Genomic DNA, 18,060 nt, shown 5'->3' on the forward strand with positions numbered 1-18,060 from the left:
TCATTCTCATTTATATTGGCCGGTCGATTTGTCCCCCACCGGCGGCCGCTGTGTCGCCATGTGCCTCATGACCGACCTGTCGCATCCTCCCCTTTCGGCCGAACCCGGCATCAAGCCGGTGGCAGACGCCCGTCCGGCCAAAGCCCGCGCCGAACACCCCGCCAACCGCCGCGCCACCCTGGTGCGCTGGCTGCGCAAGACGCACGGCTGGTTCGGGTTGTGGGGCGCGGTGATGGGGCTGATCTTCGGTGTGTCGGGCATCTGGCTGAACCACCGCGCGGTGCTGAAACTGCCGGTGGCACAACAGCGCACCAACACGCAGATCGCCCTGCCCGACCCGCTGCCGGCCACGCCTGAAGCCATGGGGGCGTGGCTGCAACAAACGCTGAGCATTCCGGAGCCTGCCACCCGCGTGCGCGTGGAGAAAGCCAAGCCTGTCGCCTGGGCCGAACGCCCTGCCAAGGGGGAAGGCCGCAAGGGCGGCAAGGACGGCGGTGACGCTGCCCCCAAGGCCGAAGGCGACGCCCCGCGCGAAACCGCCAAGCCGCTGATGCAGCCCGAGCAGTGGAGCTTCAGCTACGGCAACGCCACCACACAGATCCAGGCCGAGTACTGGGCCGGCAACCACTCGGTGTCGGTCCGCCAGACCGACAACGGCTTCCTTGCCACGCTCAACAACCTGCACAAGGGCGTCGGCATGACGGTGCCGTGGATCCTGCTGGTGGATACGCTGGCCGGCTGCCTGATCTTCCTGTCGATCTCGGGTCTGTGGCTGTGGGTGCTGACCACCAAGCGCCGCACCGTCGGCTGGACGGTCTTCGGGCTGGGGAGTGTGCTGACGATCGGGCTGGTGATTGCGCGGCTCTGAACGCCGCATCCGCCGCAGAAGGCGCCCGCGTGGCGCCTTTTTTTATGGCCGATCCACGCTGCGTTCTGTGAGCAACCGCTGGATCGCCCGCATCCGCGCCCGCACCATCTCATCGCGGCGCTGCGCCACGCAGGTCATCAGGATCTCGATGACCGTCAGATGCACCAGGTACGCCTCGGTGCCCACTCGCATCACCGCATCCTCCGGCACATCCACCGTCAGCGCGATCTGCGCACGCTCGGCCAGCGGCGTACCCGCCTGAGTGATGGCGATCACGCAGGCGCCCTGCTCCGCTGCGTAGGCAATCGACTCCAGCAGATACGGCATGCGCCCCACGTGCGAGAACGCCACCACCACGTCCGACGCGCCCAGCATGGCGGCCGACACCAGCTGCAAATGCGCATCAAAGTAGGCATTGGACGCCAGCCCCAGCCGCATCAAGCGTGACTGCATGTCGTTCGCCATGAACGACGACGCAGCACCGGCGGCATAGCAGTCCACGCGGCGTGCCCGCGCGATGCGTTCGGCAGCAGCGTCGATGTGGGTGGCGGAGAGCGACTCGCGCAACTTGGCCAACGCGCGCGTGGCGCCATCGATGACCTTGCTTGCCACCAGCGCGGGCGGGTCTGCCCGGCCGACGTGGCCCGGCAGCGTCGGTTGCGCGTGCGCCAGCTCGGCGGCCAGCGTCGCCTTGAATTCGCGCAGGCCCTCGAAGCCGAGCGCCTGGCACATCCGCACGATGGTTGGCATCGACACACCAGCCCGCACAGCCAGCGTCTCCACCGACTGTTCGAGCGACAGCTCCGGCGCCTCCAGGATCAGCCGCGCCACACCCTGCTGCGCCGGCGAGAGCGCGGGCAGTTGGTCACGCAAGGCGTTGAGTACGGGCACGGAGAACGAGGACATGGCGACGCGCGGGTAAAAACGTCGCCAGTGTAGCGGCAGCCCCGTGCCACGCCGCTTGCCCGAGGGAAAACCCCCAAGAATCTGTAAGTCTGCGGTTTACGCGCGCCACGCGTAGGACTGGCAACCCCACACAGCACGCGGCGTCTGCGGCGCTTTACGGGCGCACGCGTAACTTCAACCCTTACAGGCGAGACTTGCCCGAGAGTCGGCCCCCGAGCCAATCCGGAAACCCATTCCGGCAATACAACGACAAGGGAGCCGCATGACCACTTCAATCCGTTCCATTCCGCTATCCGCCGCTACGCTGGCCGCACTACTTGCCTGCGGCGCGGCGCACGCACAATCCAACGTCACGCTGTACGGCGTGATGGAAACCGGCCTGCGCTACAGCACCAACAACGACGCCGCCGGCCACGGCAAGGCAGAAGAGGTTGGCGGCTACTACAGCGGCAGCCGCTTCGGCATTCGCGGCTCGGAAGACCTGGGCAACGGGCTGAAGGCAGTGTTCCACCTGGTCAGCGGTTTCGCGCCAGACACGGGCGTGGGCTCCACCAACGACATGGGCCTGGGCGGCTACAAGCCGGTCACGCCGGCCACCTCGCGCCTGTTCGGGCGTCAGGCCTATGTAGGCCTGGAAGGCGGCTTCGGCGCGCTCACGTTCGGACGTCAGGAAAACCTCGTCTTCAACACCGCCGGCCAGTACGACGCACTCTCCATCGGCAACCTGGGCGCGACCGCCTGGCACGTCACCGCCACCGGTGTGCGCATCGACAACTCGGTCAAGTACGTGGGCGATTTCAACGGCTGGCGCCCCGGCGTGATGGTCGGCATGGGCGAGCAGGCGGGTGCGTTCTCGGCGGGCAACTACAGCGCGCTGTCGCTCAACTACGGCAGCGGCCCGTTCACCTTTGGCGGCGCGTGGGAGCAGCAGAAGGACCTGCTGTCGGTCGCCACCCGCACGTGGACGACCGGCGGCAGCGTACAGGTCGGTCCTGCCAAGCTGATGCTCGGCTACATCAACTACCGCGACGGCACCCCCACCAAGAACGACCTGATCCTGGGCGGCGTGAAGTACGACTTCAGCAGCCAATACAACCTGGTGGTAGGCGGCATGGCCACGCGCCAGCGCAACCCCGACGGCCTGCGCTACACCGCCTACGCGATCATGAATTACGTGGTCAGCAAGCGAACGTGGCTGTACGTCGGCATGGACTACACCCACGAGAAGGATGCCGGCACCGTGCTGGCAGCCGCGTTGCCGAAGTCCTCGCAGACGGGCGTGATGGTCGGCATGCGCCACGGGTTCTAAGCCAGCACACGGCCTGGGCGCCAACGCATGCGCCCAGACGGTTTGGCTGTTGACGTTCCTGCCCTAGATGGCGCCTTGAATTTCTGTAAGCGGGCGGAAAAAAGAAGGAGGCTTGTTTGAGCGAAGCGAGTTTGCCTCCTTCTCCGCACGGTTACAGAAATTCAAGGGGAAGTCGCCATCTCGGGCGCGCCTTTCTTTGCTTACTTTCTTTGGCAAGACAAAGAAAGTGAGTCGGCCCCGGCAGGGGACGAAAGGGAAGCAAACCACCAGCGCCCTTACGCCGGCGCAGCTGCGGGCGGTTCGCTGGAAGCCGGCGGCACCCGATCCCCCTTCTCCCCACCCGGCGCCACCTGCGTCATCCACTGCTCAAACGCCGCAGAAGTCCGCAACACCGTCGCCGGCGTAGCCAGCGGCACATGCGCCTTATCAAACGCATCCTTGAGCACGACGTTAAAAGCGCGCAGCACCTCAGCCTGCTTCTGCGGCCGCGTCTTGAACCGCCCCTTGACGATCATCGCGCCACCGTCAAAGCGGTCCAGACCAAACACCTCAGCACCGCCCAGCAGCGTGTAGGCAAAACGCGGCTCACCAACAATCTGATCGGCCGACGCACGCACCAGGTCGATCGCCTGCTGCGGTTCAGCGTCCATCGCCACACGCACCTCGAAATCCGCATACGAGTAGTCGCGCGACAGGTTACGCACGGTCTTGATCTGGCTAAACGGAATCGACAGCACCGCGCCCGTGCCATCGCGCAGCCGCACCGTGCGGATGGTCAGGTTGATGACGGTGCCCGAAGCCACCCCCACATCCACCACATCGCCCACGCTAATGGTGTCTTCCATCAGGATGAAGATGCCGGTAATGAAATCCTGCGCCAGCGACTGCGCGCCAAACCCCACCGCCAGACCGATCACCCCGGCACCGGCCACCAGCGGCGTCACGTTCACGCCCAAGTTGGCCAGCACGCCAATGCCCGCCGTCACCACCAGCACCACCTTCAGGGCATTGCGCAGCAGCGGCAGAATGGTGCGCGCCCGCGTGCTGGGCTGCCCGCGCGACGTGGCCGGCGACAGCGCCCGCAGAATCGCCGTATCCAGCAGGATCCACACGAGCCAGGTGGCAAACACGGTGCTGATCAGCCCTGCCATGGCATCGGCGATGCGGCGTCCGTTGACCGAGCTGTGCGTCACCTCCACCAGCGTGTGGTCCCACACGCGCAGCACCAGCTCGACGAAGACGATCCAGATGCCGAGCTGCACCAGCGCCGTGAAGAAATGCTTGAGCCGCGCCACATACGGCGAGCTGCGCGCCAACCGCAGATGCGAGCGCCAGCTCGCGCGCGGACGCACCACTGCCGTCAGGAAGAACGCTGCCACCAGCAGCAACGACGTCATCACCGCGCGGCGCGAAATGGCATCAACGTTGTCAGGCATGGTGAGCGTGGCGGCCACCGTCACGCCTGCCAGCACCACCACCGGCACCGGCCAGAGCGCAGCGATCAGGCGGCGGAACTCGTTGCCGGCGTGCTCGCCCTGACGCAGCTCCAGCGGCCGGTTGGTGATCAATTGGCCGATCGGTCGCCGCGCCCACAGCGCGCCCACCGCCAGCATCATCGACGAAACCACGTTGCAGACGGTGGCCAGCAGCAGGCTGAGCGAGCCGCCCAATTGCAGCGCGACGCGCGGGTCGACCAGCGCATCACCACAGGCGCCCAGCAAGGCGGTCAGGAAGATCGGCCACATGCCGTGCTTGAGCAGGTATTCCACCGCCACACGCCGGTGCGCACTGCCGGCAAACAGCGAGAACAGCATCGCCACGCCCGCCGTGATGATCGAACCCCACACGATGGCGTAGGCCAGCACCACCGCCAGCACAAAGCCCGGCGTGGCCTCGTGCTCCCACCGCATCAGCACGACAAACGACACGGCCCACGGGCCGATCTTGCGCAGTGCGTCGACAAACAAGGCGCGCGTGGTCGGGTGGGCGCCCAGCCCGGCCTGGATACCGAACACGCGGCGCAGCAACCAGCCGAGGCCCAGCAGGCTCCCCGCGATCGCCGCCCAGAAGGCGATCGTGCTGGCAAAGTCGGCCACGACGCGCGTGAACTTCTCGGGCGCGACGAGCAGGCTGACGTTGCCGCTGGCTGCCTCGATGCGGCGCTTCCAGTAGTGCGGCGCGCCGGATTCCACATCCGCCGCCACGGAGCCGTTTTCGATCAGCGAGGCTACGGCGCCGAGCAACCCCGGCGCCTGCTCGGCTCGCTCCTTCTGCTGCGCGGTCACGCCATCGCGCAACTGCTTGAGTTCATTGACGAGCGAAGCGCGCTGCTGATCGTTGTCGAGCAGCGTGATGACAGCGTCAAGCGATTCGCGCGTCTGCGCAGGCGTGGCCACCGGCGCCGAGGCGCTACCGCCGGAAGAAGGTAGCCCCGCCAGTTTGGAGAACGACGCGGGTGCAGCATGTGCAGCCCCCAGCATCAGGAGAAACAGCCCCAGCAGCGGCAGCCGCCGCGTCAGAAACAGGAAGTGGGTGCGCATGATGAGGAATGCGATCGTGCAGACACGGAACACTGCACCATACCCGAATTCCTCCGCGCCTCATCCGTTGGCGCGGTGCGTGCAGCCTCAACGCTTGGCGCCGGGCGGCATGGGCGCGCGCCGCCACAGCCAGGCGGCTGTGCCCAGCGCGCAGAGCATCAGCGCCGTCACCAGTGCCACTACGCCGGGCCAGCCCCACGGGGCATACAGCTTGCCGCCAGTCGTGCCGATCACACTCGAACCCAGGTAGTACGCCAGCAGGTACAGCGCAGCAGCCTGCCCCTTGGCCCGCTGCGCGCGGCGCCCGACCCAGCCGCTGGCCACCGCGTGCGCACCAAAGAAACCGAAGGTCAGCAGCGCAATCCCACCGATCACCAGCACCAGCGGTGCCGCCAGCGTCAACAGCACGCCGGCTGACATCAACGCCGTGCCCGTCAACAGCATGCGGCCGCGCCCATGCCGATCGGCCATGCGCCCGAACCACGCAGACGCAACGATGCCCAGCAGGTACACCATGAAGATGCCCCCGAGCGCTGTCTGGCTCAGCGCGTACGGCGCGTCGAGCAGGTGGAAGCTCGCGTAGTTGTAGATCGTGACGAAGCCGCCCATCAGCAGGAAGCCCATGGCGAACAGCGCGCGCAGCCCCGGCTCACGCAAATGCGCGGCGAGCGTGTCAAACAAGTCGCCGAGCGCGACACCCTTGCGCGGCACAAAGCGGCGCGACGGCGGCAGCAGCCAGATGAAGACCAGCGCAGCCAGCAGGCACAGCGCACCGGTCACGCCCATGGCGATGCGCCAGCCCGTGTGGTCCGCCACCACGCCGGTCAGCACGCGCCCGGCCATCCCGCCGAAAGCCGTGCCGCCCACATACAGGCCCATCGCCATACCCAGGCCTTGCGGGTGCACCTCCTCGGCCAGATACGCCATCGCTACTGCCGGCACCCCGCCCAGCACGATGCCCAGCAGCGCACGCGTGATCAACAGGTCATGCCAGCCGGGCAGCACCGCCGCCAGCAGCGTGAGCCCGGACGACAGCACCAGCGATCCGCCCATCAGCGTCTTGCGATGGATCGACTCCGACAGCAGCCCCGCAAACAGAATCGCAAACGCCAGCAGCAAGGTCGACACCGACAACACCAGACTCGTCTGCGCGGGCGTGAGGCCCAAGTCATGTGCCAGCAGCGGCATCAGCGGCTGCACGCAATACAGCAGCGAGAAGGTAGAGAAGCCTGCGGCAAACAGCGCGAGATTGGCACGCAGATAACCAGGATGCCCCCGGACCAGCCAGCGGGACGGATCGGCAGGTTCGATGGCAGGCGCCGCGGCAGGCGCGTTGGAAGACGGGGCGGTCACAGCAGGAGAATGGAGAACAAGCGCAGGGGCGACCGCCTATTATCGTTCGCAGCCCCTCTTTCTGCTGCGACGCGGCATCGACCATGCAAACCACGCTCTACTACTGGCCCGAGATCCAGGGCCGCGGTGAATTTGTCCGCCTCGCGCTCGAACAGGCGGCAGTGCCCTACATCGACCTCGGCCGCGAAGACGACGCCGCCATCGAAACCTTCTTCGACGATGCCGGGATTGCCACGCCGCCGTTCGCGCCGCCGTTTCTGGTGGTCGGCCCACTGGTGATTGCGCAGACGGCCAACATCCTGCTCTACCTGGGCCAGCACTACGGCCTGGCGCCGCAGGACGAAGCCGGCGGCTTGTGGACACACGGCCTGCAACTCACGATTGCCGACTTCGTGGTGGAGATTCACGACACGCACCACCCGATCGCCTCGTGTGAATACTACGAAGACCAGCAGACCGAAGCGCTGCGCCGCGCACAGGATTTCCTGACCCACCGCGCGCCCAAGTTCCTGCACTACTTCGAGCGCGTGCTCGATCGCAACCCCGCTGGCCCGACCTGGGCGGTGCGTGACACGCTCACGTATGTGGACTTATCGCTGTTCCAGATCGTGGCCGGGCTGCGCTATGCGTTCCCGCGCCACATGCAGCGCTATGAACGCAGCCTGCCACGCCTCGTGGCCCTGCACGACCGCGTGGCCGCGCAGCCAAACATTGCGGCCTATCTGCAATCCCCACGGCGCATTCCATTCAACACGATGGGCATCTTCCGCCACTACCCGGAACTGGACGCGCTGAAATGACAAACCCGGCGCGAGGCCGGGTTCTCTCCAACATCTGGTGCACATCTGCGCACACGCGCAGCGCCTACACCCCGATGGGCTGATCCACGTGGCCGAGACAGAAGCCGCGATGGTCGTGATGTGTGCACATCGGCATGACTTCGTAACCGGCGGCGCGCAGCAGCACCGCGCGTGCGGCCACCTCGACCGGGGGCAGGGGCTGCCCGGTTTCGGCGTCACGCACCAGGCGGCCGAGCTGGGCAAACGGCTGGCGCAGCAGATGTTCCAAATCCAGTGAACCGCAGTACCGCATCACATCACCTACTAGAAGAAAACGCCCATGCGGCGCACCGGCTCACACAGGTCACATCGATTCGTCAGCCAACTCGGTCTGCACAACCAGCGTTTCGCGCATGCGCGCATAGGCAGCACGCTGCGCCCAGATGGCATCCGTCAGCGCGGCGATCAGCGCCTCACGCGGCAGGCTTTGCGCAGACACACCAAACTGCTGCCGCACGGTAGATAGCGCCTCCGTCACTTCACTGCGCCATCGGCGGCTCGACTCACTGCTGACTTGCTGGGTCATGTTGTTCTCGTTGGTCGGTTTTAGCGCGGAGGGCGGCGGGCTTAGGCCCACTCTGACCGTGCTGGGGAAGGGATCGGCGGAATCGGTTCCGCTCTTGCCCATGAGAACGGCAGGCAGGACCGAAACTTGATTGCCTTGGCGAGGGGGTTAGTGCCCACCCTCCCCCGAACGGGCTCCCCCGTTCGCGCAGCAACTTCAACGCGGGGCTGCGGCCCAATGGGTTCCGCAATTGCTACTCCCCTTGCACCCCCCTGCCCCTGATGGAGCGCCGCCTATGGAGCACCGCATGCCCCGCCCGACGTCCCGCCCACCGTTCCTGCAGCGCACGCTGCTGGGCCTGGCCTGCCTGGCCTGCACGTTGGCCGTGCCCACCCTGGCCCTGGCCGGCACGCCCGACCCGCGCCAATACATGCATGGCATTGGCGCCGTGCCCGCCGCTGCAGCCAACACCTTCAACGTGTTCTTCAGTGCCTCGGGCCTGCCGCCGCGCGGCGCCGATCGCAACGGCAGTTGGCCGCACGATGTGTACGTGGCCCAATGGCATGCTGATACGGGGGTGCTGGACGCGCCGCGCATCTTCATCCAGAAACCGGAAGCGCAGGAGCCCGTGACCGTAGCGCGCAACCGTGCGGGCCAAGTGATGGTGTCGTTCGAAGACGGCTGGAACACAACGGAAAACGTCACGCAGCGCTACGGCATCTACAACACCGCGCTGCGCCCGATCAAACCGTACCCGCAGCAGGTGGAATCGGGCGGGCACTCGGGCCACATCACTGCCGTGGGTGACCGCTTTGTGGTGTTCTATTCCGATGGCTGGATCAACGGCGGCGGCGTCGACAACCTGGGCAGCGGCAACGGCGTCTACGTGAAGGTGTACGACGGGCACGGCCGCCGCCTGCACGACGTCAACATCGCCGACGAACGCCGCGAATGGTGGCCCATGATCGCGGGTGGCAATACGCACGCGCTGCTGGCCTGGCAGCAGTTCGTGCCCGGGCAGACCGAGGCCAACTTGAAGATCGCTGTCTTCGACCCGGTGAGCGGGCGCGTCACCGGCGAGCAGCTTCTGCACAAGCATCTGCAGTACTACACCTACAGCGTCACATGGCTGCCGGCGGTCGAGCGCTTCCTGCTGGTGGGTGTCGCCAAGGGCAACGGCTTTGCCGATCTGATCGACAGCACGGGCAAGGTGCGCGCGTCCATTTCGTGCATGCCGGCGACAGTGCGCGAAGCAGGCATCGCCGTGAACCAGAGCACCGCCTACACGCCCGCCGCCGATGGCCGTCTGCTGCAGTTCCAAGCGGGGCCGGATTCGCTCACGCTGTCCGGCACGCTGATGAACGCGGATGGCAAATCGGTGCAATGGCGGCCGGTGGGCAGCATCGGGCTGCAGCGCACCTCGGGTTCGCTTGATTGGCTCTCGCTGACGGAGAAAGGGCTGGAGCAGTTGCGCTTTGACCCAGCCAAGGTGCAGCCGGCCAACGCGGTCGATCAGTGCCGCTAGGCGCCCGGGCTCATGCGTCGGCGCTCAGCACGCGCAGGCGTACCAGGCCATCCCAGCGCGCTTGTAGTGCTGCGGCGATGCGGGCGTGCTCATCAGCAGCCAGCGCGGGCGGCAGGATCAAGTCCATTTCGACCACGCCATCCACGTAATGCAGCACGCAGTGGCGTGCATCGAGCAGCGTGCCGGCCGGCAGCAGCGGTGCCAGCACAGCGTGCAGCGCGTCGCGGTCGGGCAACGGCAGTGGATCGGTGGAGACACGCTCGCGCGGGTCAACGTGGATCTGCACATCGAGCACGGCCATGGCGGTGTGCGCGGCCAGCACACTGGCGCGAGCACGCACGGCAACGGCGTGGCCTTCGCTGACCGACACACGCGGGTCCACCTCGATGTGCGCATCCACCAGGGCCTGGTCGCCCGTCACGCGTGTGCGCAGGTCGTGCACGCTGAGCACACCCGGCGTGGCCGCCAGGCTTGCGCGAATGTCCTGCACCTCTGCGGGCGGCAGCGCGCGGTCCATCAGATCATTGAGCGCTTCCCATGCGAAGCGCAGGCCCACGCGGCCGATCATCAGCCCCACCACGCAAGCCGCGACCGGGTCCAGCCAGTGGTATCCCATCAGGTTGCCCGCCACGCCAATCGCCGCCACCAGCGACGACACCGCATCGGAGCGCGCATGCCACGCGTTGGCAATCAGCATGCGTGAGCCGATGCGCTTGGCCACGGCCAGCATGTAGCGGAACAGCCCTTCCTTGGCAGCCAGCGCAATCAACGCCACCACCAGCGCCAAACCGTGCACCGGCGCCGGCCCCTGCGGCGAGCGCAGGCTGTCCACGGCCGCCCAGATCATGCCCGCACCGGCCGTCACCAGCAGCAGGCCCAGCCCGAGCGATGCGGCGTTCTCGTAGCGCGCGTGGCCGTACTGGTGGTCTTCGTCCGGCCCCTTGTGACTGTTGCGGTTGGCAATGAAGACGATGCCGTCGGCAATCAGGTCCGACAGCGTGTGCAGCCCGTCCGCCACCAACCCCTGCGAGTGCGACCACAACCCAGCCGCAATCTGCCCCGCAGAGAGCAGGCAATTGACCCCGGCGCTCACGAGCGTGGAGCGTTCAGCGCTCTGCTGGCGCGTGGCAGCAGTCGGTGTGGTGGGAATGTGGGACGTCATGGCAATCAGCAGATTTGGAGCGCGTGCATTGTGCCACGCACGATGGCGCGGACTCAGATCAGACACGTCGCTCTGTTCGTGACATGTCTTAACGAATTTGCACCATAAGCGCGCAGATCGGAGCGCATTAATAAGACTTTTCCGATTTTCCCACGTTGCTGCTTCAGCGATTCTCAGCAATACGGCAAACAGGTTGCCGCACGTTACGCGCTCTGGAGATTTGTTGACATGCAGCCCCCCATCCAACTCGTGATTGCTGATGACCACCCTGGCGTGGTGGCCGCGGTGCGGCACCTCGTTTCGGCGGTTGACGGCTTCGAAGTGGCGGGAGAAGCCAGCAGTGCCGACGAACTGCTCTCAGTGCTCGGCCGCGTGCGCTGCGACATCGCCATCACCGACTACGCCATGCCCGGCAGCCGCTACGGCGACGGCATCGTTCTGCTCGAATTCCTCGCGCGCCGCCACCCGGACCTGCGCATCATGGTGCTGACCATGCTGGAGACGCGCGCCCTGATGAGCAACATCCTGCGCGCCGGCATCAAGGTCATCGTCAGTAAATCCGACGAGCCGCAACACATTCTCGAAGGCGTGCAGGCGGCGCTTTCCGACCGCATCTATCTCTCGCCGCAGCTCGACGCCAAGCTCATCCGCCGCACCACCGAGCCGGAGCCGGCCGAGAACGATCCGATCCATCTGCTCGGCAAGCGTGAGCTGGAAGTGCTGCGCATGTACGTAACCGGCCTGACCGTCAGCGAGATTGCCGTGCGGCTGAACCGCAGCGTCAAGACCATCAGCGCACAGAAGCAGGCGGGCATGCGCAAGCTCGCGCTGACCACCGAAGCGGCGCTGTTCGATTTTGCCGTGCGCCACGGCCTGCTTGGCTCCCTCGAGGGTTGATCCATGGGCTGGCGCGCGCGTCTCTCTCCCCTGTCGCCGCTGACGCGGCTGCGCGTCGGCATCGGTGCGGGTCTGCTGGCCTGTGCGGCTGCGCTCGCCTGGCTGAGCGGCGAGGATGAAGCCCATGCGGAGGATGCTGCCCAAGCCGTCCAGCTCTTTCACCAGATTCCGTCCAAGCTCACCGTGGGTGTCATTGGTGAATCCATGATGCCGCTCGAGGGTGTCGCCGCCGACAAGCTCACCGGCTTCTCGGGCGATCTACTCATGCAGTTGATTCCGCAAGACCGCGTGCGCATCGTGCCGCGCGTGTTCAACCGCCGCGACGAACTCGTCAACGCAGCCTGCCGTGGTGAGGTCGACATCATCATGAGCGTGGTGCCGCGCTCGGAATACAACCGCTGCCTTGACTACTCCGCGCCGTACCTCGAGCGGCCAACGGCCGTGGTTGCGCGCAACGACAACATGCGGGTGGCACAGAATCCGTTCTTCTCCGGCGCGCGCATCACGGTAGAGCAGGGCTCGCCGCTCATGGATGAGCTGCCGCGCCAGTACCCCAGCATTCGCATGGTGAGCACGCCCACACCCACCGATGCGCTCGACGCCGTGTTGCACGGCGAGGCGGACGCGTACGTGGGCGTCACCTATCCGACGCGTGAGCTGATGTTGCAGCCGCGCTACCGGCCCCTGTCAGTCGTGCAACTGGTCAACCAACAGGTCGATGCACTGCACTTTGCGGCGCCGAGCGACCGCGCCGCGCTCATCCGTTACCTCGATCGCCACCTTGCGCAGTTGCCGGACGCTGCCATGAGTGACCTGCGCACGCGCTGGATCACGCAGGGCGGCGCCAACACCGTGGCACTGCCGCTGTCAGCCAGTGAGCGCGCCATGCTGGCCGCACTGCCGCCACTGCGCTACGCGGCGGACGCCGACTACATGCCCTACAGCTTCAACGCGCAGCGCGGTGAGTTGCTCGGCATCCTGCCCGAGTATCTGAGCTTCCTGTCGCGCACCCTCGGCCTGCGCTTCGAGCGCGTGCAGGTGCACGACTGGGCTAACGCGCTGACCAAGGCAAGCGCGGGCGACGTCGACATCCTGCTGGGCCTGTCCGACCAGGATTACCACCCGCCGGGCTTCTCGTTCAGTCAGCCGGTCGACACCATGCCGATGGTGGTCGTCGGGCGCAATGATGCGCTGGCGGTGGGGGCATTGGCTGAGCTTGCAGGCAAAGTGGTCGCCCTGCCGCGTAGCGATACGCTGGCCGATGTGCTGCGTAAGAACGTGCCGAGAATCCATGTCGTCACTGCGGCTTCGCCCAACGATGCGCTATCTCTGGTGGCCACGGGGCAGGCCGACTTCACCATCGCGAATCTGCCGGTGGTGGATGCGCTGATTCGCCATCACTTTCCAGGCGAGTTGAAGGTGACGGGCTCGGCCAACCTGACAGAGAGCATCGGTATCGGTGTATCTGCGCGTTATGCGGCGCTGCTGCCGCTCATCAACCGCGCGTTGTTCGCGATGCCCGAAGGGGAGCAAGTCAGCATCCGCAACAAGTGGCTGTCGGTGAGCTACCAGTTGGGCCCGTCGCTCTCGGCCGTGCTCTCCAGGTTCGGCCCGGCGGCAGCGCTGGTGCTGATCGCGCTGGTGGCGCTGTTCATCAAACACCTGCAACTGCGCCGCGAGAACCGGCAGCGCCGCCATGCTGAGGCAACACTCGCGCAACAGCTCAGCTTTCAGCACGCGCTGATGGAGGCCGTGCCTTTTCCGCTGGCCGCCAAGAATGCGCAGAACCGGTACGTCGCCGTCAATGCGGCCTTCTGCAACATGTTCGAGCGTCCACGCGAAACGGTGCTGGGCCGCACGCCCGTGGAACTTGCGGTGTTCTCGGCCAGCAATATCGAACTCCTGAACGACGTCGACCGCCGCGCGGTGGAATGCGATGAAAGCTCGCGTGAAGAACTCTCCATCACGTTGCCCGATGGCCGTCAGCGCCGCATGCTGCGCTGGGTCGAGCCGTTCCACCTGCCCGACGGCCAGCCGACCGGCGCGGTGTCTTCGCTGGTCGACATCAGCGAGATCCGCGAGGCTCAAGCACGTGCCGAGCGCCTGGAACGGCGCCTGCGCGAGGTGACCGAATCACTGCCCGCACTGGTCTACCAGTACGAGATGCAGCCGGATCAAGCGACGGGTCGGATGACCTATGCGGCCGGCAAAGCGGACGAGACACTGGGCGCCCACCCCGACGACCTGCTGACCTACCTGTCCACGCCTGCCCTGCTGATTCACGAAGAAGACCGCCAGCGCATGGAGGAAATGCAGCACGCCTCCGCCCAGCAACTGACGCCCTTCGATCTGCAATTCCGCCATGTCTGCGACGACGGCTCGATCCGGTGGCTGCATGCGCGCTCGATCCCGCACCGGGAGGCGGACGGCCGCACCGTCTGGAACGGCTACATGAGCGACGTCACCGCCGAACGCGAACAGGCCGATGCATTGGAAGCCGCCAAGAACGCGGCCGAATCGGCATTGCTGGCCAAGGACCGCTTCCTGGCCATGATGAGCCACGAGATCCGCACGCCCATGAACGGCGTGCTGGGGCTGGTCGAACTGCTGCAGCAAACCAGGCTGGACGGCGAGCAGAAGCAGATGGTGTCTTTGGTGCAGGATTCCGGCCGCGCGCTGCTGCACATCCTGGACGACATCCTCGACTACGCCAAGATCGAGGCCGGTCGCCTGGACATCCTGCCCGTGGACACGGACTTGCGTGAGCTGTTCGACGGCACGGTCGGCCTGCTGGCCAGCCGTGCACACGAAAAATCGCTGACCGTGCAGGTGGACGTGGCAGCCGATGTGCCGGCCACGGTGTCGGTCGATAGCGTGCGCGTGCGGCAGGTGCTGTTCAACCTGCTCTCCAACGCCATCAAGTTCACGGATCGCGGCAGCATCAGTCTCAAGGCGGAATGCACCCGCGTTGACGACGACGCCGCGCAGGTCGCCATCCACGTCACCGACACGGGCATCGGCATCACACCCGAGGTGCAGGCCACGCTGTTCGCGCCGTTTGTCCAGGCTGAACGCTCGACCACGCGCAACTACGGCGGCACCGGCCTGGGCCTGGCGATCTCGCGTCAGCTGGCCGGGTTGATGGGCGGTACGCTTGAAATGGACAGCACCCCCGGGCACGGCACAACCATCACGCTGCGGCTGCCGGTGCCGGTCATGACGGCGCGCTATGCGCTGCCGCAACTGGCGGGCCGCAGCGTTGCCATCCATGTGGACTCGGCCATCGACCAACGCTGCCTCGTGCAATTTGCCGAGGCTGCAGGACTGCGTGTCACGCCGGATGCCCACGCGGACATTCTCTTCACCACATCGCAGCAAGCGCAGCCAGGGGCGATTTGCGTGACGCGCGAAGTGCGCTACGCCAAGCGCGGCGCGGTGCTGAGCGTCAACCCGCTGAGCTGGCTCGCTTTCCTGCACGCCTGCGAGCGCGCCCTGCCACAACCGGAGATAACGAAACCGGCCAGTGCGCCGATGATTCCCGTGCGGCTCGCGGCGCCCAACCACGCGCTGGGCGCGCACATCCTGGTGGCCGAAGATCACCCCATCAACCGCGAGCTGATCGCCAAGCAACTGCGGCTGCTCGGGTATCGCGTCACGCTGGCGGAAGACGGCATCGCCGCGCTCGAACGCCTGCGTGAGGGCCACTTCGATGCGCTGGTGACCGACTGCCATATGCCGCGCATGGACGGGTTCGATCTGGCCGCACACATTCGCCAGCAAGAGCAGGAACGCGCCGATGGCACGCGTCTGCCCATCATCGCCATCACCGCCACCACGCTGGCCGAAGAACACGCACGCTGCCGCACCGTCGGCATGGATGGCAGCCTGCTCAAGCCAACCACGCTGGCCACCTTGCAGGAGGCCCTGTCGACACTGTGGCCGGCCGCACCACCGCCCGACGATGCGCAGGATGCTGCTGCCGCAGACGACGCCTCGTTCGCGGTCTCGCTCAACGATCTGCAGCGCACGCTCGGCACAGGCGCCGCAGCGGACGGCCTGGTCGAGGTCTTCCTCTCGTCTCTGGATGACGATGCGCAGCAATTGCGCGCGTTGCTGGAAACGATCAACCGTACCGCCCTGCGCCAGTGGGCACACCGTACGGGCGGCGCCATGGCATTGCTGCGCAGCCCTTCCGTTGACGCGGAAATGCAGGCCTTCCGCCATGCCATCCTCAGCGCAGCCGACAACGATCTGCGCTCCGCTGGCGAACGCGTCATGCGACTGCTCACGCACCTGAAGCGGTTGATGACGACGCTTGAAACCGCCAGCCACGGTGTTGTGCACCGCACGCAAGTGACGGATTCATAAGGAAAATCCGTTTCAAGCGCCTGATACGCCGCTTCTAGACGTTCCTTTCCAATCGGCCGATTGACGCGATCAGGGGCGCCTCCTACGATGACATCGATCAATGTCACATTAAGAGGCGCCCAAGTGGTGCCCGCGGAGACACCACGTGAATGCACGGTCCGACTTGTTGTTCCACCCCTCCCGTCCAGACCCGAGTACTGAGGCCCCTGCCCTGATCGATGTGGCCATCATCGGGACGGGCTTTGCCGGTCTGGGCATGGCGATCCAGCTCAAGCAGAACGGCATCGACAACTTCCTCGTTTTCGAGAAGGCCGGGTCGGTGGGCGGCACGTGGCGCGACAACCACTACCCGGGCTGTGCGTGCGATGTGCAGTCGCACTTGTATTCGTTTTCGTTCGCGCCCAATCCGGACTGGTCGCGCATGTATTCACCGCAGCCGGAAATCCGCGCGTACCTGGAGCGCTGCACCGACGAATTCGGCGTGCGCCCGCATGTGCGCTTCCACCACGAGCTGGCGCGTGCGGCCTTCAACGACGCAGCCGGTGCGTGGGATCTGGACATGGCCGACGGCCGCCGCTACCGCGCCCGCACGCTGATCTCCGGCATGGGGGGCCTGAGCCGCCCGTCGTGGCCGAACATTCCCGGCATCGAAACCTTCCAGGGCAAGGCGTTCCACTCGCAGTTGTGGGAACACGACTACGACCTGCGCGGCAAACGCGTCGCGGTGATCGGCACGGGCGCCTCGGCCATCCAGTTTGTCCCACAGATCGCGCCCAAGGCCGGCCGCGTTGATCTGTATCAGCGCACCCCGCCGTGGATCCTGCCCAAGCCCGACCGCAAGGTCTCACGCGCCGAGCACTGGCTGTTCCGCCACCTGCCCTTCACGCAAAAGCTGATGCGCACCAGCATCTACTGGATGCTCGAATCGCGCGTGCTGGGCTTTGTGCTTCACCCGAAGCTGATGAAGGCGGTGGAGCGCATGGCGCGCGGCCACATCAAGCGCCGCATTGCCGACCCGGTACTGCGCCAGAAGGTGACGCCCGACTACACCATCGGCTGCAAGCGCATCCTGATCTCGAACGACTACTACCCCGCCCTCACGCGGGACAACGTGGATGTGATCACCACCGGCATCGCACGTGTCGAGCCCAATGCCATCGTCACCACCGACGGCACGCGGCGCGAAGTCGATTGCCTGATCTTCGGCACGGGCTTCCACGCCACCGATCCGTTCCCGCGTGGCGTGCTGCGCGGCAGCCAGGGCGTGGACATTGTCGATGCCTGGGACAAGCACGGCGCCGAGGCCTACCTGGGCACCACGGTGGCGGGCTTCCCGAACTTCTTCATGGTGGTGGGCCCGAACACGGGCCTGGGCCACTCGTCGATGGTGTTCATGATCGAGTCGCAGGTGGCGTACATCGTGGACGCGCTCAAATCGATGCGTGCGCACAACGTGGCGACCATCGATGTGCGCCTCGACGTGCAGCGCCGCTTCAACGACGGGATCCAGAAGCGGCTGTCGAACGCGATCTGGTCAGCCGGTGGCTGCGTGAGCTGGTACCTCGATCCGAAGACCGGCAAGAACACCACGCTGTGGCCGGGCTTCACGTGGCAGTTCCGCCGCGCAACGGCGAGCTTCCGCCTGGCCGACTACCGCACGCGCCCGATGGCCGTGCCCAAGGGCGTGCCGCTGCGCGTACCCGCCCGCACCGTACCTGCCACCGCAGACAACACCCCCAACGAAGAAGCGCTCGACCGCGTCTGACGCGCGCCGCGCCGCAAAAAGAC

Annotated in this window: 13 protein-coding genes; 7 read left to right on the forward strand and 6 right to left on the reverse strand. The window is 66.2% G+C overall.

What is annotated here, in order from left to right:
• Positions 1-67: 67 nt before the first annotated feature.
• The gene (locus PI87_RS19930) at positions 68-868 is read left to right on the forward strand and encodes a PepSY-associated TM helix domain-containing protein (RefSeq protein ID WP_039599474.1); all 801 of its coding nucleotides are present in this window, start codon (positions 68-70) and stop codon (positions 866-868) included.
• 42 nt (positions 869-910) lie between these two features.
• Here the strand turns inward: PI87_RS19930 and PI87_RS19935 are convergent, their stop codons facing one another.
• Complete coding sequence (locus tag PI87_RS19935) at positions 911-1,774, reverse strand: MurR/RpiR family transcriptional regulator (RefSeq protein ID WP_039599475.1); 864 nt, start codon at positions 1,772-1,774, stop codon at positions 911-913.
• Positions 1,775-2,036: 262 nt separating this feature from the next.
• Between PI87_RS19935 and PI87_RS19940 the strand changes: the two genes are divergently transcribed.
• Positions 2,037-3,083, forward strand: a complete 1,047-nt coding sequence (locus PI87_RS19940) for a porin (protein WP_039599476.1) — start codon at positions 2,037-2,039, stop codon at positions 3,081-3,083.
• A 275-nt stretch (positions 3,084-3,358) separates the two neighbouring features.
• On the opposite strand, the gene PI87_RS19945 is transcribed toward PI87_RS19940, so the two are convergent.
• Both PI87_RS19945 and PI87_RS19950 read right to left on the reverse strand, forming a co-directional pair.
• A complete protein-coding gene (locus tag PI87_RS19945; protein WP_039599603.1) occupies positions 3,359-5,623 on the reverse strand; it encodes a mechanosensitive ion channel family protein in 2,265 nt (754 codons plus the stop codon).
• Between the two features lie 87 nt (positions 5,624-5,710).
• Positions 5,711-6,976 carry an MFS transporter gene (locus PI87_RS19950; protein ID WP_039599477.1) on the reverse strand — a complete coding sequence of 422 codons (1,266 nt, stop codon included), beginning with the start codon at positions 6,974-6,976 and terminating at the stop codon, positions 5,711-5,713.
• Positions 6,977-7,059: 83 nt separating this feature from the next.
• Between PI87_RS19950 and PI87_RS19955 the strand changes: the two genes are divergently transcribed.
• Entirely contained in the window at positions 7,060-7,776 is a 717-nt protein-coding gene (locus tag PI87_RS19955; protein WP_039599478.1) for a glutathione S-transferase, read from the forward strand.
• Between the two features lie 64 nt (positions 7,777-7,840).
• Here PI87_RS19955 and PI87_RS19960 read toward each other — a convergent pair whose 3' ends face one another.
• Both PI87_RS19960 and PI87_RS19965 read right to left on the reverse strand, forming a co-directional pair.
• Positions 7,841-8,068, reverse strand: a complete 228-nt coding sequence (locus tag PI87_RS19960) for a hypothetical protein (RefSeq protein WP_039599479.1) — start codon at positions 8,066-8,068, stop codon at positions 7,841-7,843.
• Between the two features lie 51 nt (positions 8,069-8,119).
• Positions 8,120-8,341 (reverse strand): hypothetical protein, encoded by a 222-nt coding sequence (locus PI87_RS19965; RefSeq protein ID WP_039599480.1) that lies wholly within the window; start codon positions 8,339-8,341, stop codon positions 8,120-8,122.
• Positions 8,342-8,627: 286 nt separating this feature from the next.
• Here PI87_RS19965 and PI87_RS19970 point away from each other — a divergent pair, with 286 nt between their 5' ends.
• On the forward strand, positions 8,628-9,845 hold the full coding sequence (locus PI87_RS19970; RefSeq protein ID WP_039599604.1) for a hypothetical protein: 1,218 nt from the start codon (positions 8,628-8,630) through the stop codon (positions 9,843-9,845).
• A 10-nt stretch (positions 9,846-9,855) separates the two neighbouring features.
• On the opposite strand, the gene PI87_RS19975 is transcribed toward PI87_RS19970, so the two are convergent.
• Positions 9,856-11,007 (reverse strand): cation diffusion facilitator family transporter, encoded by a 1,152-nt coding sequence (locus PI87_RS19975; RefSeq protein ID WP_039599605.1) that lies wholly within the window; start codon positions 11,005-11,007, stop codon positions 9,856-9,858.
• Positions 11,008-11,235: 228 nt separating this feature from the next.
• Here PI87_RS19975 and PI87_RS19980 point away from each other — a divergent pair, with 228 nt between their 5' ends.
• From PI87_RS19980 to PI87_RS19990, 3 genes are all read left to right on the forward strand, one after another.
• Entirely contained in the window at positions 11,236-11,904 is a 669-nt protein-coding gene (locus PI87_RS19980; RefSeq protein WP_039599481.1) for a response regulator transcription factor, read from the forward strand.
• A gap of 3 nt (positions 11,905-11,907) precedes the next feature.
• The gene (locus PI87_RS19985; RefSeq protein WP_084210029.1) at positions 11,908-16,272 is read left to right on the forward strand and encodes an ATP-binding protein; all 4,365 of its coding nucleotides are present in this window, start codon (positions 11,908-11,910) and stop codon (positions 16,270-16,272) included.
• A gap of 145 nt (positions 16,273-16,417) precedes the next feature.
• Entirely contained in the window at positions 16,418-18,037 is a 1,620-nt protein-coding gene (locus PI87_RS19990) for a flavin-containing monooxygenase (protein WP_039599482.1), read from the forward strand.
• Positions 18,038-18,060: the final 23 nt, after the last annotated feature.

Source organism: Ralstonia sp. A12, from assembly GCF_000801955.1.
Classification (GTDB): domain Bacteria; phylum Pseudomonadota; class Gammaproteobacteria; order Burkholderiales; family Burkholderiaceae; genus Ralstonia.